We start from the raw sequence: 22,006 nt of genomic DNA, 5'->3' as shown, positions 1-22,006 counted from the left end.
TAGTCGCCTGGCCTTTTCGGTGCACATGGAGACCGTTCGGATCCGGGGCACCAAGCTACGGTGGCGAGCCCAGTGAGCTACGGCCCCCAGCGCTTGCAGTGCGCACGCGTGGTGACCTGCCGATCAAGGTCATTACCCGATGTCGGCGTTTGCCAGGGGGAGCGGCTCGGGAAGCGCTAGAAACCGCCGTCGTGCGCCACCGTGCCGATCCGGTCCTTCACCGCCTTGAGGGTGTCTCCCGCCTCGGTCATTTCGCGTACCGCCACGAGGAAGAGGCGGCCGTTTTCCTGGTCCAGGGCCTGTCCGCAGTCCGCGCTGCTCTCCCTCGCCTGCGCGATGAATTCCTGCCAGCGGGATTGCGCCTGCGGCTCGGGTACCGGGAAGAAGCGATCGGCGTCTCGCGCGATCTGGGCGAGGTCATCGCAGAAGGGGCGAACGCGGGCCGGATCGATGGCGCCTTTCGTGACGGTCGCGGCCTCGCGCAGGACCTCGGACAGGCTGCGTGCGTCGGCGGCAAAGCGGTCCATCAGTGCCCATCCCCCGACTCGGCTCCAGGCGATCACCTGCATCGCACGCGTGTGGGCGGAAACCGCTGTGTTGTCGCCGGGAACGATTCTTCCCACGGCCGGTGCGTGTTCCAGTGGGCGTTTCAAGACCCGCGGTATCTCCTGGGCCAACGTGATCACCACCGCCACTGCGCACAACGCGCCTACGCAAGTCCGGCGGGCGAGCAAACCATCCCGCCCCGCCCGGGGCCCTTGCGTCGCTGGCGGCCACGCTCTGCGGATCACCGACACGGCTGCGGCCGCAAAGACTGCCACCAGCGCACCAAGCACCAGGATGACTCCCAGGATGTGCTGGAAGCCAACCCAGATCGAGGCGGGACTCACCACGCAGGACGACTGGAGTGTGTTCAGCGGCTGGACACAGCCGTCCATGTCGGCGAGCGCGAAAACCCCTGCGAAACCCGCCAAAGCCGCGGTCTCGGCCGCGATGAGCGCAATGAGAAGCCGGTAGCGACTCGCCAGCACGCTCGCGATTACGGCGGCGGTGACCACCGCCGCTAACAGGGCCAAGAACACCCATGCCTGGTAGAGCAAGGTGGTGACGTCTCGTTGCCCGAGCGGCGGCTGCCACGTGTGCATGTACGCCATCACGCACACGACGACTGCCCAGCTCAGCACCCCGCCCAGCAGGCCCGGCAGCAACGCCCGTCGCAGCGGCGGCAACCCCTCCCCGTGCGGTGGCACGCCACCGGACGCCCTCACGGCGTCGCGCACCCAGCGGGGCGAGACAGGGGCCGGAGGCATCACCCAGGCCAGCAGCGGCATGAGCCACAACACCGCAACCGCAGACAGCACAACGGGCAAGTAGGTGATCGTCTGCAGTTGTGGCCACCCAAAGGCAATCGCGGACAACGCCGTGTAGTGCTCCGCGACCTGGTCCGGCGACAGTCCCTGCATCAACAGTTGGCGGACGCCGTCCGGGTTGACCTGCCACCCGTGCCCGATGATCGCCCCCACGCCCTGCCACCACGCGAACCACGCTGACAACGCCACGCATCCGGCTGCCAGGCCCGGCAGCATCGCCGTCCAGATCCGACGCCCCGGCCACACTCCGCTCCACAGTTGGGCGCATTGTGTTGTCCACCAAGCGAAGACCACTCCTGCGAGCACCACCAGCACCAGGACCGCGGGCTGCGCGGGAAGCCACCCGAAGAGGACAGCGCGGTTGACGAACAGTTCCGCAGCCGCCATCCCGGCTCCCAGCCACAGCCCCGCCCGCACACCGGATGGTGCACGCCGAGCGGTGATCCTGGCATGGGCCACTGCACGCCACAGGGCGATTCCAGCAACACCCGAAACCAGCGCCGCCGCCGTCAGCGCCGCCGCCTGCTCGGCCCACTTGTTGTTCTGGGCGTACTGCTGGGCCAAGGACCACAAATGTGCGTTGATCAGCGCGGCGGCGGCCCCGGCCAGAAACATCGGCAACGCCGGCACAGCGAACAGTGCCGCCGGATTGGTCAGGGCATCCCGGCGCAGATCCCATCGCGGATGGGTGCGCCACAGTTCGGCAAACGAACCGAACGCCGGCCGCGGTGCGCCTCCGGCTGCGTCGGGTGTCCTGGCGGCCCAGGTTCGGGGGTCCGCGCCCCATCGCACGGCCGCCAGGTCGGCGTACATCTCCCGGCTGCGCAACACATCCGCGCGCGCCAGGTAGACCAGCACGACCAGGAATACCGTGAGCAGGAGGCCACGCGTGGCCACCGGCTCCTCGTTGGGGCCGATCGTCGATCCCAGTTCGTGGGCGAACATCGTGATGTAGCGGGCCACGAAAGGCAGCAGCACCAAACCCAGGAACACCCGCCACAGGCTGACAGTGACGTAGGTGATGGTGACATCGCCATTGCGGATGTGGGCCAACTCGTGCAGCAGCACCGCCCGAAAGCCGGGGAAGTCGGTGCGCCTGCGGGCGAGCAGACCACCGTCCAGGCAGACGGTCGGCCGGCCATTGCGGCCGAACACCACCGCACCGGTCGAGGGGGCCGCCGGATCGACGACGACACGCGGCACACGGGTCAGGCCCGCCACCGCCGCCAACTCGCCCAGCAGCCGATGCAGCGCGCCATCGCGGTCGATCGCCTCCAGCGGGACGACCCGTCCCCGCCGCGTCCGCCAGGCCGGCAGGCCCCAGAACAGCAGGCCCGCACCGATCAGCAGCAGCGTGGGCCACACGACGAGGGTCAGCCACCACGGCGGCGATGACTGGTAGCTAGCGGTGCATGCCTCGAACGCGGGCGCGTGGACGATGGCGCCGATGTACAGGCTGGAGTTCTGGCTGGGATCTCCTCCGGCCGCCAGCACGCAGCTCATGTCGCCTTCGCCGTAGAACCCGAGCGCGACATCCAGCATCATCCGGCCGCTGCTCACCAGCAGCAGCGCCACCAGGAGCACGAAGCGTATGGTCGTGCCCGCCACAATCGCCCGCTCGTCGGTTTGCGGTTGATGAGTCGTCTTGGTCATCGGGCGTTAGCCCTGGGCCGGGGTGCTGGCGTCCGGATCGGTGGGGCCCTGCGCTGGACCGCGGGGCAGCGCCAGCCGAGCCACCACCGCGTCGGCGATCGTGATCGCGTGTTCTGGCTCCAGGCCGCGTTGCGCGGCCAGCTCCAGTACCCGTTGCCGCACCTCGGCGAGCTGCTCGGGGGCTAGCGGCGGGACGACTGCGGGCGTCTTCTTCCGGCGGAAGATCTTGCCCAGCAAGCCCTTTGCGCCCTTCGCCGCGCCGTCCACGGCGGCGCCGGCGAGCCGCTGCGCTACCTCGTCGACCGCCAGCCACACCACGGGAGTCACCATCGCCGCGATCTCGGCCAAGCCGAAACCCAACGGCTCCCGCCGCTGGCCCCAGCGGCTCAACCGCCTCACGACCGTGGCGTCGTCGGACCGCGCCAGTCCGGCCACCAAAGGCAGTTCGTCCGATGCGACCTCGGCCACCACATCGTGGACCACATCGCGCACCCTGGCCCCGCCCGAAGCATCGGTTTGCCTATCTGGCAAGGCTGATCCAGAGCTCATAGCACTCCCAGCGAGTCGTATCCACCGTGCCCAACCAGTGTCCAGATTCCCGATCACGGCCGACGGGCCATGCCGAAAAACCACTCCAATGGCTCAACGCCTGCTGATGTCGTGCTCTGCAGGCCGCGGATCGCCGTGTTCGTGGCATTCCATGAGCGAGACCCTCAGCTCACGTGGCATCGCAGGGTTGTTAAACCCGCATGCTGCCGGAGCGATAGGTCGTGGGTGAGCCCACGCAGTGGCGACCCTAAGGTCCACTGTGGATTAACGGGTCCATAGGTATGGCTGGTCATGCCCTTGCGGGTAGCGGAACTCCTCGATTTCACGCGGATAGATATTTTCTCCGCCCCGAATCGCCAGTGATGCCGGCGCAGCCCTCGTCCTCCATGGCGGAGGGTGATCGGGAGAGGACCCACTCGCCTAGAGTTGCGACACGCCCGGGGCGGTCCGCCTGTTGACGAAGCTCATGGTGGTGTAGTGTCTGTTGTGGTCGCAGTAGTTCTGGATCGTGTTTCGTGCACGCTCGCAGGATATCGATGCGGGCGAGCCGCTCTCTTTGGTCAAGCTGGAGTTAGCAGCCGTCTGAAATCCCGCCGGCCCTGGCAGGCACGCAAGGTGTCGCGCCGGTTCTAGCTCTAGGTCCTAAGGAGATCGTCATGGCACAGGGAACCGTGAAGTGGTTCAACGCGGAAAAGGGCTTCGGCTTCATCGCCCCCGACGACGGTGGCCCGGACGTGTTCGTGCACTTCTCGGCCATCGAGGCCTCGGGCTTCCGCGAGTTGTCCGAGGACCAGCACGTTACCTACGAGGTCACCCAGGGCCCTAAGGGTCCGCAGGCCGCCAGCGTGCGCGTCTGACCTGCCTCTCTCCGGTGGCTCCCTGTCCGACCTGGGCTGGGAGCCACCGGTGTCTGTGCTAGGCGTCTTTTGTGGATAGGCGACTGGCGGAATCACCCCTCGTTACGGCGTCCTCCGGTTCACGCCGGGTGAGCACCAAGGGGGCGTCCTCGGTGATGGCGACCGTGTGCTCGGAGTGGGCCGTGCGTGAGCCGTCGGCCGACCGGATGGTCCAGCCGTCGGCGTCATAGACGATCTGGTCGGTCGTGCGGGCGAACCAGGGTTCGAGCGCGAGGGTCAGGCCCGGCCGGAGCGTGAGGCCGCGCCCTGCCTGGCCCTTGTTCGAAACGTGGGGTCCCTCGTGCATGGTGCGGCCGAGGCCGTGGCCGCCGAACTCGGTGTTGACCGGGTAACCGTAGTCGTGGGCTACCGCCCAGATGGCCGCCGAAATGTCGCCCAGGCGGTTGCCCGGACGCGCCATCTCGATCGCCGCCTCCAACGCTTCCTCGGTGGCGCGGATGATCCGCAAGTCCTCCTCGGCGGCGGTCCCGACGACGACCGTGCGCGCCGAATCGGCCACCCAGCCGTCGAGGCTGACCGCGAGGTCCGCGCTGAGTACGTCGCCGTCACGCAGCGTGTAGTCGTGGGGCAGGCCGTGCAGGACGGCGTCGTTGACCGACAGGCAGATGACGTTGCGGAACGGGCCGCGTCCGAAGGACGGCGCGTAATCCCAGTAGCACGACTCCGCCCCGCGCCGTTTGATCATGCCGCGCACGTGGTGCTCCAGGTCCAGGAGATTGATGCCCACGTCGGCGAGCTGGCCGACCTCGGAGAGTATTTCGGCGACGAAACGCCCGGCCACCTGCATGCGTCGGATCTCCGCAGGCGTCTTCAGTTCAATCACGGATACCTCGCGTCACAGGATGCTGGTATTACTATACCGGCACCCTAACACTTGCCGGTATAGTAATACCAGTCATATCCTGGGCGCATGGTCCGCCAACCGCTAACACCTGATCAGATCGAAGCAGGCAGGCGTCTCGGCGCCCTGCTGCGCCACGCGCGAGCGGGACGCGACCTAGCGGAAGTCGCGCACGCGGCTGGCATCTCGCCGGAAACCCTGCGCAAGATCGAGACCGGACGACTACCTTCTCCCGGATTCGGCACGATCATCTGCCTCGGTGAGGCGCTCAACCTGCCGGTGCAGGAGTTGGCAGCCACCTGGCGCGGCAGCGACCTACCGCTGGAAGCCGTCTTGTAGCCGCTGCTCCACCCGTCCACGGAGCTACACCCGTGAGCGTTTGTGGGTGCCATAGCACCCAAAAACACTCACGGGTGTTCTTCGATTATGCGCGGCCGCCGAGCGGGCTTGGCCGGTTCGGCGAGTACGGGGGTCGGTTCGTGCCGGAGTCGTTGGTGCCGGCCTGCGACGAGGTCGAGCGCGAGTTTCGCGCGGCATGGGGTGATCCGTCGTTTCGGAGCCGGCTCGAGCGCGTTTTGTCGGTTTATGCGGGGCGGCCGACCCCGGTGACGCCGGCCTGGCGACTGTCGGCCGAGCTAGGGATCACATTGCTGCTCAAGCTGGAAGATCTCCTGCACACCGGCTCGCACAAGATCAATAGCGCGCTTGGTCAGGCGTTGCTCGCACAGCGGATGGGGAAACGTCGGCTGATCGCCGAGACCGGGGCGGGACAGCACGGGGTGGCCACTGCGACCGCGGCCGCGTGGCTGGGCTTTGCGGCCACGGTGTTCATGGGGGAACGGGACATCGAGCGTCAGGAACTCAACGTTTTCCGCATGCGCATGCTCGGCGCCGAAGTGGTGCCGGTTAGCACGGGCAGCCGGACGTTGAAGGACGCGATCAGCGAGGCCCTGCGGCATTGGGTTTCTTCGGTGGATGACAGTTACTACTGCATCGGCTCGGTGATGGGGCCACATCCGTATCCCTGGATGGTTCGGGAGTTCCAGCGGGTGATCGGCGACGAGGCGCGGACGCAGTGCGCGGCTGAGCTGCGTACGGGCACGCCGGACTTCGTCGTCGCATGTATCGGCGGCGGCTCGAACGCGGCCGGCACGTTCGCCGGTTTCCTTGACACCCCCGCCCAGTTGGTCGGGGTCGAGGCGGCAGGTGGTGCCGCGGTCAACGCCGGTACCACCGGGGTGCTGCACGGCTTCAGGACGAAGGTGCTGCAGGATTCGCACGGGCAGATCAGCGAGGCGCATTCGATCGCGGCGGGGCTGGACTATCCGGGCATCGGTTCCGAGCACGCGTACCTCGCCGATCTCGGCCGCGCCCGCTATGTGACGGTGGACGATCACGAGGTCGTCAAGGCTCTGCGCAAGCTCGGGGGATCCGAGGGGATTTTCTGCGCGCTCGAGTTCGCGCACGCCGTCGCCTGGGTGCTCCGCGCGGTCGAGCAAGGTGAGATTCCCCCAGGCGCGACCGTGCTGCTGACCCTGTCGGGCCGCGGTGACAAGGACATGCCAACCCTCATGGAGTCGACGCCGGTCACCCCTCCGCAACGGCAGCAGGTGATCGTCGAGCGCAGCTGGGGGTTCGTCTACGCCGTGAGCCTGATGGGCACCACCGGCGAGCGACTGGAACTGGCGGGTTCCGGACGGGAGCTCGCCACGTCCCTTCGACGCCGCACCGACCTGCCCGTGCTTGCCGGTTTCGGGGTGTCGTCCCCGCACCATGCCGCCAAGGCAGCGCGGTATGCGGACGGCGTCGTCGTCGGCTCGGCGCTGATGCTTAAAGTTCTCGACGGTGCCGGTCCTGAACAGCTCGGCGCCAGTGTTGCGTCGCTGCGGGCGGCGCTGGACACGGCCGACGGGTGAGCTGAGGAGCGGACGGGGTGTTGGGCAGTGATCGCGGGCCACGCACGCCGAAGTACGCGGTGATCGCCGCGGACCTCGAGGCCAAGATCAAGGCAGGGATGTATGAGTCCGGCCAGGCGCTGCCAGCGCAGCGTGAGCTCAGCGCCGCATACGGCGTCACTTTGATGACCTTGCGGCAGGCGCTGCAGGTGCTCGCCGAACGCGGGCTGGTGACCCAGGAGGCCGGTCGGGGCACCTTCGTGACGGCGTCGAAAGCCGTCTACAACATCGGATCGCTGCAAAGCTTGTCCGACGAGCTCCGCGCGCAAGGGCACCCGATCGATACCGTCTTGCTGAGCCGGACCAGGCGCAAGCTACCTGGATGGGTGGCGGTCCGGCTTGGCCGGGAAGCCGGTGCACCGGCGGTGCGGGTCGAACGGTTGCGTCGAGTCGGTGGTGTACCCGCGATCCACCAGGTGTCCTGGCTTCCGGAAGCCGTCGCCGGACCGCTGGCGCACGTCGATTTCACCAGCACCTCGCTCTACGGCGCCTTGGCCGAAACCGGCGCCGTGGTGGAACGGGCTACCGAACGCCTCAACCCCGGCGTGCTCTCGGCTCGTCTGGGCAAGATCCTGGAAAAGCCGACCGGCGTTCCGGTGTTCCTCAGCGACCGGGTGACCTATTCCGCAGGCGACGAGCCGGTGCTCTTCGACCGCGCGACGATCCTGGGCGAGTTCATTGAGGTCCGGACCGATCGTGCCGCGTCCGCGGTATCCGTTCGGTGGACCCGTGCCGGGCAGGAAACGTCGGCGTAGGCCCGCGCCTGGCTCCGATCGAACTGCAGATCGGGCCCGGTGGCGACGCAACTCCGCCACCAGTTCGGTGTTCGCTGTCTGTTCGGCTGCCGGGTCGTCGCGGACTCCGCCGATGGAAATGTCGTGCCCGGAAATGTACGACTCTTCATCGCCTCGCCATGGTTGTCCCGCGGCGCCGGGCTGAAGCATCGGTCAGCGCGGACGACTGGTATCAGGGATCCTTTGTGGACAGTGTGGTGCTGGGTGGGACGATCTCGTCGATCCGGTCCAGCACGTCAGAGGACAGGCGGATCTCGTCCGCGCCGAGCTGGCTTTCCAAGTGCTCCAACGTGCGTGGGCCGATGATCGCTGAGGTCACTGCGGGGTGTTCCAGCACGAAAGCCAGTGCGAGGTGGATCAGGGAGATTCCTGCCTCGGCGGCCAGCGCCGCGAGCGCGTCGGCCGCGACCAGTTTGGCCGCGTTGTCCGGGTTCGTGATGTCGAACCGTGCCGACTGGAGGCCGGACCGGCTCGATGCCGGCTGCGGGCCACCCTTGCGGTACGCACCGGAAAGCCATCCGCCGGCCAGCGGACCCCACGAGATCACCGCCAGTCCGTAGCGTTGCGCGACCGGAAGCACCTCGCGTTCGGCTACTCGCCCAAGGATCGAGTAAGGCGGTTGCTCGCACACCACGCGCTCTCGGCCACGCCTCTCGGCGATCCACTGGCCCTCGACGATCGCCGACGGTTCGAACGTGGAGGTGCCGATGTAGCGGATCTTGCCCTGGTGCATCAGATCGGACAGCGCGCCCAGGGTCTCGTCGAAGTCCGTGTCCGGGTCCGGGCGGTGCACTTGGTACAGGTCGATCCAGTCGGTTCGCAGCCGCCGGAGGCTGTTCTCCACCTCCTGGAAGATCCACCGCCGCGAGTTGCCGCATTGGTTGACCTCCTCGCCGATCTGGAGGTGGAACTTGGTAGCGAGCACCACGTTGTCCCGCCGCCCCGCCAGCGCCTTGCCGACGATCTCCTCCGACTCGCCCTACGAGTACGCATCCGCGGTGTCGATCAGGTTGGTGCCGGCGTCGAGCGCCCGGTGGATGATCCGGACGCTGTCGTCGTGGTCAGGATTGCCCCGGCCACCTCGCCGTCTCGGATGATGTGGTTGCGGGTGAGGCTTTGGTATTGGGCTTAGTGAAGGGCCGACGTTTTCGTGTGGAACCGGGAAACGGGCCCGACGGATCCGTCCGGTCTCGGGTACTGGCCCGCCAACGCCTCCCGCGTTTCTCGCTGTAGGCCATGAGATGTAGGCCATGACTTGTCTAATTCAATACAAGTCAACCCGCTACGGTTTCAGGGGATTGCTGCGCCACGAGGCGCCTTGGATATATGCCCTGCTCAGCAGGGAGAGATTGGAGGTGGATTTCTGGGTCTGATGGCTGACCGGAGCCCGAAAGAGCGCAAGGGAAAATAGCATGCCAGAAAACCAGCGGTCGTGCCCAGGCGTGTGGGGCGGCGCGCTGGGGGACCCGGCGTGATATGGCGAAAGCTGGATTGCCTGAAGCCCAATCTCCAGTTGGTGCAACTGAACGCCCGCCGGAAGAAAACGCCTGAAACCGGTGTCGTCTCATGCGGCAGGGTGTCAATCCACCTGCTGCAACCTTCTGAGGCGAAGCGATGTCCAATGAGGACATTCAAGGAGATGAGTGGGTCGCCTACGTCACGCTAGAACCGTATTCAAGGACGAACGTGGGATCGCCTACGGGGCGCGAGCCCTACGGCGACAGAGTGCCCGTAGTAGTCGCAGGAGTGACGACCTGCCAAGGAGGACGGGAAGGCCGTCCGCAGGGCGAAGGGGCACAGGTGATCGGACACCATCGAGACCGGGAAGGATGCGAAATGCAGAGTGCTGAAACGGTGCTGGGTGTCCTCCGTGAACGCGGCAGGAAAGGTCTGCCGTGCAACGAGTTGTATCGACAACTGTTCAACAAGGATCTGTATCTGCTGGCCTACGGACGCATCTACGCCAACCAAGGTGCGATGACGCCCGGGGTCGGCCAGGAAACCGCGGACGGCATGTCGCTGGAGAAAATCAACGCCATCATCGAAGCAACGCGTCACGAACGCTACCGATTCTCTCCCGCACGGCGGACCTACATCCCGAAAAAGAACGGGAAGCTACGTCCGCTTGGGCTGCCCACCTGGTCGGACAAACTTGTTGGCGAAGTGGTGCGCCTGCTTCTGGAGGCCTACTACGAGCCACAGTTCTCCGACCGATCGCACGGGTACCGTCCCGGCCGGGGCTGCCACACCGCGTTGCGGCAGATCACCAACACCTGGACCGGCACGGTCTGGTTCATCGAGGGAGACATCTTCGACTGCTACGGAAGTCTTGATCACCAAATAATGATCAAGATCCTGGCGGAAAAGATCCATGATGGACGGTTCCTGCGGCTGATACGCAACATGTTACGGGCCGGATACCTGGAGGACTGGGTATACAACACCACCCTCAGCGGTGCGCCACAGGGTGGGACCGCCTCGCCCATCCTCTCGAATATTTACCTGGACAAGTTGGACAAGTTTGTCGAGACCGTTCTTATCCCGCAACACACCCAAGGGCAGCGCAGGGCTCGCAATCCTGCCTACCAGAAAATCAAGGACGGTCTGAAGGAAGCGCGACGACGCGGCGATCGGGCCAAGGCCCGAACACTGCGTGGCCAGCTTCGCCGCCTACCGGCCGGGGATCCCCATGATTCTGGCTATCGGCGGCTGCGCTATTCGCGCTACGCGGATGATCACCTGTTGGGTTTCACCGGACCCAAGGTCGAAGCCGAGAGAATCAAAGATCAGCTGGAGACGTTCCTGCGTGACGAACTCAATCTGGAACTATCCGCCGACAAGACACTGATCACGCACGCCCGGACCCGGGCAGCGCGATACCTCGGCTATGAGATCATCACCCAACATAACGACACCCGCATCACCGGTGGTCGTCGAACGGCCAACGGACAGATCGCGCTGCGGGTGCCACTCGATGTGATCACGGCCAAGAGCGCCCCCTACCTGCGACACGGCACACCGTGGCACCGCAGTCCCATGCAGAATCTCGACGACTACGACATCGTCAAGACCTACGGGAACGAATACCGGGGCATCGTCCAGTACTACCTGCTCGCCATCGACGTCTGGCGGCTCTCCCGGCTCCGCTGGGTCGCCGAGACGTCGATGCTCAAGACGCTGGCGGCAAAGCACAACTCCACGGTGAGCAAGATGGCGGCCCGTCACAAGGCCAAGATCTCCACACCGCGAGGGCTGCGCACCTGCTTTGAAGCCCGCGTCGAACGCGACGGCAAGCAGCCACTGGTCGCACGGTTCGGCGGGATACCCCTTGCACGGAACAGGGACGCAAAGCTACACGACCGCGTCCCCATGCCGGTTCCTCATCCCCGTAAGGAGCTGGTCTCCCGGCTCCTGAAGCGGCGGTGTGAGTTGTGTGGCGATGCGGCCAAGGTGCTCGTGCACCAAGTCCGCAAACTCACACAACTCGGGGAACCCGGCCCAGATCAGCCCGTCTGGGCGGCACTCATGACCAGGATGCGCCGCAAGACCCTCGTGGTCTGCCATCCCTGCCACCAGGCCATCCATCACGGGCACCCCGCCGCGAACGCGGCATAGATCGCTGGAGAGCCACGTACTGGGAAACTAGTCCGCGTGGTTCGGAGGGAGGCCGCGCCGGAAAAGGACCTGCTCAGCAGGAACCTCGCCGCGCGGCCCACCCTGTCCACTGGACGGTGCGGCGTCAACGGACACGCTTGGTGCGGTGTTGTACCTGGGCGAACAGTCCGGTCGCGACCAGTGCCATCAGGCCAGGAAGCCAGTACTGCCAAGCCTGGGAGAGACCGGCGAACGAGGCGGTGTTCTGTGTCACCTGAAGTAGCAGGACCCCGAAGAGAACTCCGATGAAGCTTCCGCGGCCGCCGAAAATGGAAGCACCACCAAGGACCACCGCGGTGATGCTGGCGAGAGTGTAGGAGATGCCGGCCGTCGGGTCACCGATGCCGGTCTGTGCCGCCAGCAAGAACGCGCCGGACAGCGTGCACATCGAGCCCGCCACGTAAGCCAGCACGTAGACGCGAGTGACGGGGATGCCCCGCTTGTACGCGGCCTGGTCGGCGGAACCAGTGCCACGCAGGCACAAACCGGCCATGGTGCGGCGCGACGCGAGTTCGAGAACGACCAGAATTACTGCCCCGGCGATCACGGGCCACGGGACGGGGCCGATCTTGACCTTGAGCAGCGAGGTTACCGGTTCGGCGATCAAGCCGCCGGGGACATCGCGCATGAACAGCGAAAAACCCTGCAGCGCCATATAGGTCACGAGTGTGGCCACCACGGGCGTGACGCGGGCGAACTTCACCAAGGTGCCGTTCACCAAGCCGATTCCACCGGCTACCAACACCATCATCACGAACCCCACGACCCACCAGCCCATGGCGTAGTCGTCACTGACATAGAACGACGCGACGACGACGAGCGCTCCGCTCAGCGGCCCCACCGAGAGATCGATTCCGCCCGTCAGCATCACGATCAGCTGACCGGCGGACAGGAACAGCAGCGGGCCAAGGAGCTCCAGCATGCTGGCGATGTTGAAGCTGGACAGAAACCGGTCGTTCTGGGTGGTCCCGACGATGGTCAGCGCGATGATGGCGGCGATCAGGAACGTGCTCGGTCCTTGCTCGCTGGACAGCAGCTTTCGCCAGCGGCGTCCCGGTGCTTTCTCCCGCGACGCGAGCCGCTCCTCTTGCTCGGCGGGCGAGCCGGTCAGTGCGGCCTCGGTGATCGCGTTATCGGTGATCGCATCGCCGACCAGTTCGGCGACCACCCGGCCCTTCGAGAAGACCAGGACGCGGTCGCACAGTCCGGCGAGTTCCACGTTGTCGGAGCTGAGCACGACGACGGGCACGCCGCTGTCCGCCGTGTCCCGCAGCCGGTGGTAGATGTCCGAGCGGACGCCGACGTCGATGCCCTGGGTGGGTTCATCGCACAGCAGGACCTTGGGATCGGACAGCAGCGAACGACCCAGCACCACCTTCTGCTGGTTGCCTCCCGAAAGCGTCCCGACGGCGACGTCCGGGGACGCGAGCTTGACGCCGAGGTCGGCTACTTCCCTTGCGACGAGCTGATCTTCGCGTTGGACAGCGATGATTCCGGCGCGCGATGTCCGGTCGGTCGCCGCGACGGCCAGGTTCTCGCGGACGGAGTGAATGGTCGCGACACCTTCGACATGACGTTCCTGTGGCATGAGCACGACACCCGACTCGCGCGCCCGGCGAGGGCTCGACACGTCGACCGGTCGGCCTTCGATCAGCACTCGCCCCCGGCTCGGCGCGGCACCGCCCAATGCCCGGATGAATTCGCGCTGCCCGTTGCCCTCGACGCCGGCGAGACCGAGGATCTCCCGCCGGGCCAGGGCGACGCTCACCCCGCCCAGCCGATCGGATGTCAGGTCCCGCACCTGCAGGACCGGTTCGCCCGGATCGGCGGCGCGATCGGGGAACAGCGAGGTGACCTCTCGCCCGGCGACGCGCGTGATGACCTCCTGTTCGCTCACCTCGGCCCGGTTGAAGGTGCCGCGTATCTGGCCGTCGCGTAGCACCGTGATGCGGTCGGCGAGGGCGAACACGTCGGGCAGCCGATGGCTGATGTACACGACGGCGACACCGCGGGCGGCGAGCTCACGAATCCGCTCGAACAGCCGCTCGGTCTCGGCGGACATGAACGGCTCGGTCGGCTCGTCGAAGATGACGACGCTCGGGTCGCACGCGAGTGCGCCGCAGATCTCGACCGCCTGTTTCTCGGCGAGGGTGAGCGCGCGAACCGGGACGGTGGCGTCGATCGGCATGCCCATCGCCCGCAACTTCTCCGTCGCCCACCGCGTCGCCTCGCCGAAGCGCGGACGCTTCGCCGCGGGCACCGACAGCATGAGGTTCTCGGTCACTGTGAGGTCCGGGAGCAGTGTCGGGTGCTGAAAGGCGATCGCGAGGCCCTGCTCGCGCGCGGCCACCGGGGAGATCTCGGCCAGTGGTCGGCCCGCGATCGCGATATGCCCACTGTCCGGTTTCACCGCGCCCGAAGCGACTGCCATGAGGGTCGACTTGCCCGCGCCATTGCCGCCGACGAGCGCGTGGATTTCACCCGCCTGGGCCTCGAAGTCGACCCCGTCCAGGGCGAGTACACCGGGAAAACGTTTGGTCACACCGCGCATCACCAGGCGGGCGCTCGATTCGTCCATCGTGTGAGTCCCTTCCGGTGCTGGTCCGCGGCCGCCGACCGCGGACCAGCGCACAGATCGATCAGTTGTAGATGCTCTTGAGCTTCTCGGGCGCGAGTTCGGCCGAGAGGATGGCGCTGGTCGGCAGCGCCGACTCGCACTTCGGCTGCTTGCCGCTGTCGAAACTGTCTTCGTAGACCGGGATGTTGATGATGTCGGGCTCGTCGTTGTTGATGCCCTCCTTCGCGGCGACGGCTTTGCGCAGCGCGAGGCGGACGAGCCAGGTCCGGCTCGAGACGGTCACGAGGTTGAAGCCGGGCTGCTGTGCCCTGGCCTTCTGCCATTCGCACGCCAGGCCGTTGTTGTCGTTCGCCGTCCACAGCGGAAGCTTGCGGCCGGCCGATTCGAAGGCGCGAACGCCACCGACCGAGCCGTCGCCCGAGTCCGAGATAATCGCGTCGATCTTGTCGTACTTGGTCAGCAGGCCCGCGACGACCCGCTGCGTCTGGGCCGGGTTCCAGTTCGTGTCGATCGGTTTGCCCGGTTCGTTCAGCAACTTGGCGTTCTTGCAGGCCGGGTTGCTCGTGAACTCATCCTCGATGCCCTTGATCTCCGTGGTGCTCTGGGTGTTGCCCGGCGTGCCGCCCAGGAACAGGACGTTGCCACCGGCATCCCCCAGGTGCTCGCAGGTCCAGCGGGCCCAGGTGTGCCCGTCGTTGACCGTGTTGTGGCCGACGAACGTGGTGTAGTCAGTACCGGCGGTGCCACCCGGGTTGGCGGTCCACGGCACGATCGCTACGCCGTTCTGGAACGCCTCCCGCAGCGTTGGGAGGAGCGCTTGGCCCGCGTCGGGGAACACGACGATGGCGTCGGCGCCCTGCGCGACGAGCGCCTTGATGTCGCTGATCGCCTTTTGCGGATTGTTCTGGGCGTCGGAATACGGCATGACGGTGAGGTTCGGGCACTTGCTCGCCTCATCCTCGAACTCGGCCCGTGCCGTCTTGCGCCAGGCGTTGTCCCCGGTACCGTCGGCCAGCGCGACCTTCAGCGGTTTGGTGCCGCAGAACTCGTTGATCGATTTTAGTTGGGAGACTTCACCGATCTTGCCTTTGTCGCTGTACACCTCGTTGACGTTCGAGGTGGAACCGCCCTTCGGGCTCGCGCATCCGGTGACGGCGATGAGTGCCGCGACGACGATCGACCCGCCTGCCAGCACAGGGCGTCGCTTGTTGACCATTGTCACTCCATTGTGAGGGTTACTGGATGTGGTGGGAAATGCCTGCCGACTACCGAGACGTGGCCCGGTTCCCGCTCAACCGACGGGGGATCGCGCTCAGCGGCACGCGGCGCAAGACAACGGCCAGGGCGAGAACGGCCGCTTGCACGAGCAGTTGAATCGAGGTCGCGGCACCGGCGGCGAGCACGACCTGGTTGAGCTGGGTCAGGAACAGTGCCGCCACGCCGGTGGCGACCGCGCTGCTCATGCCGCCGGTCAGCAGGCTTCCCCCGAGGACGACCGCGGCAATGGACGACAGCTGGTAGGTGTTGCCGAGCAGGATGTCGGGCGTACGCAGGTACGCCGCCAGCAGAAGTCCCGCCAACGCATACAAGAGCCCGCCTATGGCATAGGCGGAGACCTGGTATCCCTCGGCTCGGATGCCGAGCAACCGTGCGGCGGCCGGGTTGGCGCCCACGCTCAGGAAGCGCCGCCCGGGCACCGAGCGCCGCCGGAGCCACTGGGTGATGGCGACCAGGATCACCGCGACGATCAGCAGGTTGGGCACCGTCCACACGGAACCGGTCGCGAACGCGCTGACGGCCGGGTTCGCGGAGGCCGGAAATCCCTTCGATATCTCTAGCACGACACCGATGAGGATCGTGTTCATGGCCAGGGTCGCCACGAACGCGGCGATCCCGAACCGCACCACCAGCACGCCGATGACCAGTCCGCCGGCCGCCCCGGCGAGCAGTCCGAGTACCGCCGAGACGGCCAGCGGAAGTCCGGTCAGCTCGGGCACCTTGGTGGCGAACAGGGCCGCCAGCGCCATCGCACCCGGCACGGAGAGGTCGATGCCGCGCTGAGTGATCACGAAGGCTTGCCCGAGCGCGGCGAGGACCAGGATCGAGGCGAAGGGAAGCATCGAGCTCAACGCGGCCCCGGAAAGGCTGCCAGGCGCGATCAGTGGGCTGATCGCGAACAGCACCGCGGTCATCGCCCACACCGGCACGAACGGACCACGGGGCAGCCTCGGTCGTGGCCGCCGGGCCTGCGCGGCCCGTTGCACGGATTCGTGTAGGCCGAGGGACATCGCTAATCCTTTCTGTTGGGCCGGAAGGCGGTCACACAGCGGTGTATCCGCCGTCGACGGGCACATCGGCGCCGGTGATGAAGCTCGCCTGGGGACTCAGCAGGAACACGATGACCGAGGCGATCTCGGCGACGTCCGCGATCCGCCGTAGCGGATGGGATTCGACGAGCTCACGTTCGGCTGCCGCCGGATCTCGTTGCGCGGCAAGGTAGGTGCGCAGCTGGTCGGTCCGCACCGAGCCCGGGCTCACCACGTTGCAGCGGACTTTCTGGCGCGCGTAGTCGGCAGCAATCTGACGGCTCAACTGGAGCACCGCGCCCTTGGACGCGCAGTATGCGGGCTGGTTGTGCAGCCCCACTCTCCCCGAGATCGACGAAAGGTTGACGATGGAGCCGCCCGATCCCTGCCTGACCAGCGTCCGGACGACATGTTTGCAGGTGAGAAAGGTTCCCGTCGCGTTCACGCTGAGCACCCACGTCCAGTCCGCGAGCGTGGTCTCGGTGAGAGGGCGCGAGACCATCGTGGCGGCGCAGTTGACCAGGCCGTCGATCCTTCCCCACTCGCTGAGCGCCGCGTCGACAGCGCCCTCTACCGCGGCCTCGTCGGTGACGTCGGCAAGTTCGGCGCGCGCCTGCCGCCCTTCGGATCGCAGCTCGGCCGCCAGTCGTTCGATGCCCTCCGCGTTCCGATCCACCAGCAAGACGGGTTTACCGGTGGAGGCGATGGAGCGCGCCACGGCGGCCCCGATCCCGCTGCCGGCGCCGGTGACCACGGCGGCGTTACTCATGGGTATGTCCCTCGATCCCGTCGTTCGGCGAAATTGTCCAGCCGGCAGATCCCTGACCTGCGTCAATGACTTCCAGGATGGCGATGAGAGTGACATGCTGCATGCAGCATGTCAAGGAGTTGATATGCGGCATGCGGCATGCCAATATCGGCCCGGAGCGGAGTAAGAAGGGCGGTGTTCTGGAGTTGAGCCGGACGGATGAAGCGGTACGGATCGCGGTTGCCCAACTACCTTCGGCGGGACCGAAGCTCGACGTCAACCTCGGTGCCACGATCGACGCGATCGAACTGGCGGGGGCGGCGGGCAACGATCTCGTCGTGTTTCCGGAATGCACGCTCAGCGGTTACATGTTCGCCTCGCGCGCTGAGGCCGAACAGGTGGCCATCGGCCTGGGCGACCAGCGGATCGAGCACCTCGTGCGGGCATGCCGCCGCGCGTCGACCGTCGCGGTGGTCGGGTTTCTCGAAACCGACGGCGACGCGCTCTACAACTGTGCGGTGACGCTTGGACCCGACGGCGTGCTCGGGACCTACCGCAAGCAGCACCTGCCCTACCTCGGCGCCGATCGCTTCGTCGAGCCCGGTCGCGGTGAGGCCCCGCGCGTCGTGACGACCCCGATCGGGCGCATCGGCGTGATGATCTGCTTCGACCTCCGCTTTCCCGAATCGGCGCGGGTGCTCGCCCTGCAGGGAGCGGACGTCATCGCGATGCCGACCGCCTGGCCGCAGGACGCCGTGTTTCTCGCCGACCACGTCACCCGGGTCCGCGCTCTGGAGAATCTCGTCTACCTCGCGGTCGCCGACCGAGCCGGCGACGAGAACGGCACGGCTTTCCTAGGCCAGAGCCAGGTGGTTTCGCCCGCCGGAGAGGTGTTGATCAACGCCGGAAATGATCACGGAGTCTTCGGCACCGAGGTAGACCTCGCCCAGGCGCGCCGGAAGAAGCTCGTGATGATTCCCGGCGAATATGAGCTCGGGATCTTCGCGGAGCGCAAACCCGATCAGTACACGGAGATCACGCGTCCAGTCGAGTCGTCGACCAGCGAGGCACGGTAGGAAAGGAGATTGGTCGTGTGTGGACCTGAGCTGATCAGCGAGGCGACGCGCCGCAAGATCGCGGCGTACGCCGCCGAGTTCCGGAAGGTGACCAAGAGCCCGTTCGGCGCCGATGACGAGATCGGCATGCTCAACCTGCTGTCGCCGGAATCGGCGCGTGAGGTGATCCGGCGGGCGGATGGCGGTGCCGCGATCGACTTGTCCGTCGACATGTTCGTGGGCATGCCGTCGTGGGTCAAGGCCGGCGACCCGGCCTTCCAGCAGTGGATGACCCACACGCCCAAGGGCACGATCCTCGACGACCTGACCGGGGCCGGGGATGTGCAAAACCGGCTGGTGTCCTATTCCGGCGACGCGGTGTCGATGTACACCCATACCGGAACGCATATCGACACGCTCAATCATTTCGGCTACCACGGCGAAATATGGAACGGGTTCTCCGCGGCGCAGCATCTGAGCTCGCGGCATTGGACCAAGTGCGGCGCTGACAAGATCCCGCCCCTTATCGGCCGCGGCGTGCTCTTCGACGTGGCCGGACTGCACGGGCTGGATGTGCTCCCCGCCAATTACGGGATCGGTGCCGACGACCTGCGCGCTGCGCTGAAACGGCAGGGCACCACGTTCCTGCCCGGGGACATCGCACTGGTCAGGACCGGACGGATGACCCAATGGCCGGATCCGGCGCGCTATATCGACAACAGTCCGGGCCTGAACCTGGAGGGCGCACGGTTCCTGGCCAGGGCCGGGGCTGCGCTGATCGGCGGCGATAACTCCGCGCTCGAGCAGATGCCGGCCGACGATCCCGAGAACTGGCAAGTGGTCCATACCTACCTTCTCGGGGAGGCCGGGGTGCCGATCATGGAGCTCGTCGACTGCGAACGGCTCGCCGCGGAGTCGATCCACGAGTTCGCCTTCATCGGCGCCGGACTGAAGATCCGAGGCGCGACCGGCGCGCCGATGCGACCAATCGCGATGCCGCTAACCCGCTGAGGACCGCGACCCGTTATCCACAAGTGAGGCGAGTTCCACCATGTCTGAGAATGATTTCACGTCCGCGGTCGACCACAGCCGGACCTCGTACGGCGACGAGGGGTTCAGCCGGTTCCTGCGCCGCGCGTTTCTCGCCTCCCGCGGATTCGACGACGTCGATCTCGACCGGCCCGTGATCGGGATCGCGGTGACCTCGTCTGACTACAACACGTGTCACCGCGATATGCCGGCCCTCCTGCAGGCGGTTCGGCGGGGGGTCCTCGAAGCCGGCGGACTCCCCATGGAGTTTCCCACGATCTCGCTCGGCGAGATCCTCACCTCGCCGACCTCCATGCTGTTCCGGAACCTCATGGCGATGGACACTGAAGAAATGATCCAGGCGCTGCCGATGGACGCGGCCGTGCTGCTCGGCGGATGCGATAAGACCGTGCCGGCGCAGCTGATGGCCGCGGCGTCGTCGGACAAGCCGGTGCTGCTGGAAGTCGTGGGGCCGATGATGACGGGCAGTTGGCGCGGGGAACGGCTGGGCGCCTGCACCGACTGCCGCCGGCTGTGGGCGAGCCACCGCGCTGGCGAGCTGGACACCGCGGAGATCACCGAGGCGCGCAGCGAGCTGGTGACTACCGCAGGCACCTGTGCGGTCATGGGCACCGCATCGACGATGGCCTGCCTGACCGAGACACTCGGCATGATGCTCCCGGGCGGAGCCACCCCTGGCGCGTCGACCGGCGCACGGCTACGGCACGGCGTCGCCACCGGGCGGCGCGCCGTTGAACTGGCCCGCCTGGGCACGCCGAAGCCCCGGGATGTCCTCACCAGCGCCGCGTTCGAGAACGCCATCAAGGTCCTGGCCGCCCTCGGCGGTTCCACCAACGCGCTAGTCCACCTGATCGCCGTGGCTCGGCGAGCGGGTGTCGAGCTGTCGCTCGCCGACTTCGACATTATCGGCGCGAAGGTTCCGCTTCTCGTGGACTGCAAACCGTCCGGCGCCAACTACCTGCCGGACTTCCATCAGTCCGGTGGGGTCCCGGTACTACTCAACGAGCTCGAACCGCACCTGGAAACGTCGACGGTCGGCGTCACCGGACGTTCCCTGGCCGAACTGCTTAGCGACGTCCGGCCCCACGACGACACGCAACACGTCATCCGGCCGCTCGACGATCCGCTCGGTCCGCCCGGTGCGCTCGCGGTGCTGACCGGTTCGCTCTGCCCGGACGGCGCGGTGATCAAGACGTCGGCCGCGAGCCCGGAACTGCTGCAGCACACCGGCCCGGCCTTCGTCCTCGATGCCGGGCAGGACATCGCCGCGGTGCTCGACGACCCCGACCTTGACATCACCCCGGATCACGTACTCGTGCTACGCCTGGCCGGCCCGATCGCCGCCGGCATGCCCGAGGCCGGGGCGCTGCCGATTCCGGCGAAACTGGCGCGCCAGGGAGTTCGCGACATGGTCAGGGTTTCCGACGGGAGGATGAGCGGCACCTCCTACGGAACCGTGGTGCTGCACTGCGATCCCGAGGCCGCGGCGGGCGGGCCGCTCGCCGCGGTGCGCAACGGCGACCTCATCCGGCTGGACGTCCCGGCACGGCGGCTCGACCTTCTTGTGGACGAGGACGAGCTGGCACGGCGCCTGCGCGAGTTCACGCCAGCGCCGCTGCCGGCTCGTGGCTGGCGGCGGCTCTATGCCGAGACGGTCCTACCGGCCAGTCAAGGCGCTGACCTGTCGTTCTTGTAGGCTGATCGAAAAGGGGGTACGGGACCGATGGCGCTTTTGACATGCCGGCGAAATAGCGCGGGCAAAGCTGGTTCCTCGCTTGTCAACAGAAAGGGTAAGAACGCGTGAAGCCACTGTCGGGCGACAACGCCTCCTTGACCGAGCGGGTTTTCGAGCAGATCAGAACCGCCATCCTTTCCGGGGAATTGGCGCCCGGCTCGCTGTACTCGGTCGTGGAGATCGCGAGCCAGCTAGGCGTGTCACGCACACCCGTGCGCGAGGCACTCCTGCAGTTCGCGGCCAACGGCATGGTCCGGTTCGAACGCAGCCGTGGCGTGCGCATCCTCGAACTGTCGGTCAAGGACATCGAGGAGATCTATTCGCTGCGGCTGCTACTCGAGGCGCCTTCCGCCTATCGCGCGGCGACGCAAATGAACGATCGCGATCGCGTGGTCTTCAAGAAGGCGTTCGCCGGAATGCGCAAGGCGAGCGATGCCGGCGACGAACGCCTCTTTCAGAAGCACGATATGGTCTTTCACGAGACAATTGTCCGGGCGGCGGGCAACGAGCGCGTCGTCCAAGTGGTGGCCAACACGCGCTCGCAGATGCACGCACTGGGCCTTTCCACGATCAAGACGCGAACGCTCGCCGACATCCTCGCCGCCCACGAAAAGATTTACGACGCCGTTCTCGCCAACGATGCGTCCGGTGCCGGCGAGGCGGTGCAGGACCATCTCATCGGCACGCTTGAGGTGCTGGTGAAACAGTCACTCGACTCAACCGAGGCCGGCGAGGACTATCAGCCCCCGGTCGCGCGGTTGAAATTGCTTCCTCAACCTTGATTCAGCGGTGGTTGGCCGC

Annotated in this window: 17 protein-coding genes; 9 read left to right on the top strand and 8 right to left on the bottom strand. The window is 66.5% G+C overall.

All coding sequences use genetic code 11. The features are described 5' to 3' along the window. Positions 1-176 precede the first annotated feature (176 nt). A complete protein-coding gene (locus ACRXBZ_RS03015) occupies positions 177-3,023 on the bottom strand; it encodes a M48 family metallopeptidase (RefSeq protein ID WP_433877668.1) in 2,847 nt (948 codons plus the stop codon). A 6-nt stretch (positions 3,024-3,029) separates the two neighbouring features. Beyond that, positions 3,030-3,554, bottom strand: coding sequence for a hypothetical protein (locus ACRXBZ_RS03010; RefSeq protein WP_433877667.1), 525 nt, complete (start codon positions 3,552-3,554; stop codon positions 3,030-3,032). Positions 3,555-4,228: 674 nt separating this feature from the next. Here ACRXBZ_RS03010 and ACRXBZ_RS03005 point away from each other — a divergent pair. Next, positions 4,229-4,429 carry a cold-shock protein gene (locus tag ACRXBZ_RS03005; protein ID WP_168589343.1) on the top strand — a complete coding sequence of 67 codons (201 nt, stop codon included), beginning with the start codon at positions 4,229-4,231 and terminating at the stop codon, positions 4,427-4,429. 58 nt (positions 4,430-4,487) lie between these two features. Here the strand turns inward: ACRXBZ_RS03005 and map are convergent, their stop codons facing one another. Further along, a complete protein-coding gene (gene map, locus ACRXBZ_RS03000; protein WP_433877666.1) occupies positions 4,488-5,312 on the bottom strand; it encodes a type I methionyl aminopeptidase in 825 nt (274 codons plus the stop codon). An 87-nt stretch (positions 5,313-5,399) separates the two neighbouring features. Here map and ACRXBZ_RS02995 point away from each other — a divergent pair, with 87 nt between their 5' ends. The 3 genes from ACRXBZ_RS02995 to ACRXBZ_RS02985 all read left to right on the top strand — a co-directional run bounded on the left by ACRXBZ_RS02995 (position 5,400) and on the right by ACRXBZ_RS02985 (position 8,040). Further along, on the top strand, positions 5,400-5,669 hold the full coding sequence (locus tag ACRXBZ_RS02995; RefSeq protein WP_433877665.1) for a helix-turn-helix domain-containing protein: 270 nt from the start codon (positions 5,400-5,402) through the stop codon (positions 5,667-5,669). 74 nt (positions 5,670-5,743) lie between these two features. Beyond that, positions 5,744-7,246, top strand: coding sequence for a tryptophan synthase subunit beta (trpB, locus tag ACRXBZ_RS02990; RefSeq protein ID WP_433877664.1), 1,503 nt, complete (start codon positions 5,744-5,746; stop codon positions 7,244-7,246). A gap of 17 nt (positions 7,247-7,263) precedes the next feature. Then, the gene (locus ACRXBZ_RS02985) at positions 7,264-8,040 is read left to right on the top strand and encodes a GntR family transcriptional regulator (RefSeq protein ID WP_433877663.1); all 777 of its coding nucleotides are present in this window, start codon (positions 7,264-7,266) and stop codon (positions 8,038-8,040) included. Between the two features lie 211 nt (positions 8,041-8,251). On the opposite strand, the gene ACRXBZ_RS02980 is transcribed toward ACRXBZ_RS02985, so the two are convergent. Next, positions 8,252-9,004 (bottom strand): aldo/keto reductase, encoded by a 753-nt coding sequence (locus ACRXBZ_RS02980; RefSeq protein WP_433877662.1) that lies wholly within the window; start codon positions 9,002-9,004, stop codon positions 8,252-8,254. 911 nt (positions 9,005-9,915) lie between these two features. Here ACRXBZ_RS02980 and ACRXBZ_RS02975 point away from each other — a divergent pair. Beyond that, the gene (locus ACRXBZ_RS02975) at positions 9,916-11,694 is read left to right on the top strand and encodes a reverse transcriptase/maturase family protein (protein WP_433877661.1); all 1,779 of its coding nucleotides are present in this window, start codon (positions 9,916-9,918) and stop codon (positions 11,692-11,694) included. Positions 11,695-11,818: 124 nt separating this feature from the next. On the opposite strand, the gene ACRXBZ_RS02970 is transcribed toward ACRXBZ_RS02975, so the two are convergent. From ACRXBZ_RS02970 to ACRXBZ_RS02955, 4 genes are all read right to left on the bottom strand, one after another. Continuing rightward, the gene (locus ACRXBZ_RS02970) at positions 11,819-14,311 is read right to left on the bottom strand and encodes an ATP-binding cassette domain-containing protein (RefSeq protein WP_433877660.1); all 2,493 of its coding nucleotides are present in this window, start codon (positions 14,309-14,311) and stop codon (positions 11,819-11,821) included. Positions 14,312-14,372: 61 nt separating this feature from the next. Next, a complete protein-coding gene (locus tag ACRXBZ_RS02965) occupies positions 14,373-15,527 on the bottom strand; it encodes a substrate-binding domain-containing protein (RefSeq protein WP_433877659.1) in 1,155 nt (384 codons plus the stop codon). Positions 15,528-15,576: 49 nt separating this feature from the next. After that, entirely contained in the window at positions 15,577-16,599 is a 1,023-nt protein-coding gene (locus ACRXBZ_RS02960) for an ABC transporter permease (protein ID WP_433877657.1), read from the bottom strand. Positions 16,600-16,630: 31 nt separating this feature from the next. After that, the gene (locus ACRXBZ_RS02955) at positions 16,631-17,386 is read right to left on the bottom strand and encodes an SDR family NAD(P)-dependent oxidoreductase (protein WP_433877656.1); all 756 of its coding nucleotides are present in this window, start codon (positions 17,384-17,386) and stop codon (positions 16,631-16,633) included. A gap of 131 nt (positions 17,387-17,517) precedes the next feature. Here ACRXBZ_RS02955 and ACRXBZ_RS02950 point away from each other — a divergent pair, with 131 nt between their 5' ends. The 4 genes from ACRXBZ_RS02950 to ACRXBZ_RS02935 all read left to right on the top strand — a co-directional run bounded on the left by ACRXBZ_RS02950 (position 17,518) and on the right by ACRXBZ_RS02935 (position 21,987). Further along, positions 17,518-18,441 (top strand): carbon-nitrogen hydrolase family protein, encoded by a 924-nt coding sequence (locus ACRXBZ_RS02950; RefSeq protein WP_433877655.1) that lies wholly within the window; start codon positions 17,518-17,520, stop codon positions 18,439-18,441. A gap of 126 nt (positions 18,442-18,567) precedes the next feature. Further along, positions 18,568-19,431 (top strand): cyclase family protein, encoded by an 864-nt coding sequence (locus ACRXBZ_RS02945; protein WP_433877654.1) that lies wholly within the window; start codon positions 18,568-18,570, stop codon positions 19,429-19,431. Between the two features lie 40 nt (positions 19,432-19,471). Next, on the top strand, positions 19,472-21,166 hold the full coding sequence (locus ACRXBZ_RS02940; protein WP_433877653.1) for a dihydroxy-acid dehydratase: 1,695 nt from the start codon (positions 19,472-19,474) through the stop codon (positions 21,164-21,166). Between the two features lie 104 nt (positions 21,167-21,270). Beyond that, positions 21,271-21,987 carry a GntR family transcriptional regulator gene (locus tag ACRXBZ_RS02935; protein WP_433877652.1) on the top strand — a complete coding sequence of 239 codons (717 nt, stop codon included), beginning with the start codon at positions 21,271-21,273 and terminating at the stop codon, positions 21,985-21,987. Positions 21,988-22,006 lie beyond the last annotated feature (19 nt).

It is taken from the genome of Saccharopolyspora hattusasensis (genome assembly GCF_050972075.1).
Taxonomy (GTDB): domain Bacteria; phylum Actinomycetota; class Actinomycetes; order Mycobacteriales; family Pseudonocardiaceae; genus Saccharopolyspora; species Saccharopolyspora hattusasensis.
The sequence above is the reverse complement of the archived record's forward strand: the minus strand, read 5'-3'. Positions and strand labels throughout refer to the sequence as shown.

What these genes read in the sequence shown, in the direction of transcription:
- ACRXBZ_RS02965 (WP_433877659.1), bottom strand. Translation starts at nt 15,527, where the DNA reads ATGGTCAACAAGCGACGCCCTGTGCTGGCAGGCGGGTCGATCGTCGTC.
- ACRXBZ_RS02970 (WP_433877660.1), bottom strand. Translation starts at nt 14,311, where the DNA reads ATGGACGAATCGAGCGCCCGCCTGGTGATGCGCGGTGTGACCAAACGT.
- ACRXBZ_RS02960 (WP_433877657.1), bottom strand. Translation starts at nt 16,599, where the DNA reads ATGTCCCTCGGCCTACACGAATCCGTGCAACGGGCCGCGCAGGCCCGG.
- ACRXBZ_RS02955 (WP_433877656.1), bottom strand. Translation starts at nt 17,386, where the DNA reads ATGAGTAACGCCGCCGTGGTCACCGGCGCCGGCAGCGGGATCGGGGCC.
- ACRXBZ_RS03015 (WP_433877668.1), bottom strand. Translation starts at nt 3,023, where the DNA reads ATGACCAAGACGACTCATCAACCGCAAACCGACGAGCGGGCGATTGTG.
- ACRXBZ_RS02975 (WP_433877661.1), top strand. Translation starts at nt 9,916, where the DNA reads ATGCAGAGTGCTGAAACGGTGCTGGGTGTCCTCCGTGAACGCGGCAGG.
- ACRXBZ_RS02940 (WP_433877653.1), top strand. Translation starts at nt 19,472, where the DNA reads ATGTCTGAGAATGATTTCACGTCCGCGGTCGACCACAGCCGGACCTCG.
- ACRXBZ_RS02945 (WP_433877654.1), top strand. Translation starts at nt 18,568, where the DNA reads ATGCTCAACCTGCTGTCGCCGGAATCGGCGCGTGAGGTGATCCGGCGG.
- ACRXBZ_RS03005 (WP_168589343.1), top strand. Translation starts at nt 4,229, where the DNA reads ATGGCACAGGGAACCGTGAAGTGGTTCAACGCGGAAAAGGGCTTCGGC.
- ACRXBZ_RS02950 (WP_433877655.1), top strand. Translation starts at nt 17,518, where the DNA reads ATGCGGCATGCCAATATCGGCCCGGAGCGGAGTAAGAAGGGCGGTGTT.
- ACRXBZ_RS02995 (WP_433877665.1), top strand. Translation starts at nt 5,400, where the DNA reads ATGGTCCGCCAACCGCTAACACCTGATCAGATCGAAGCAGGCAGGCGT.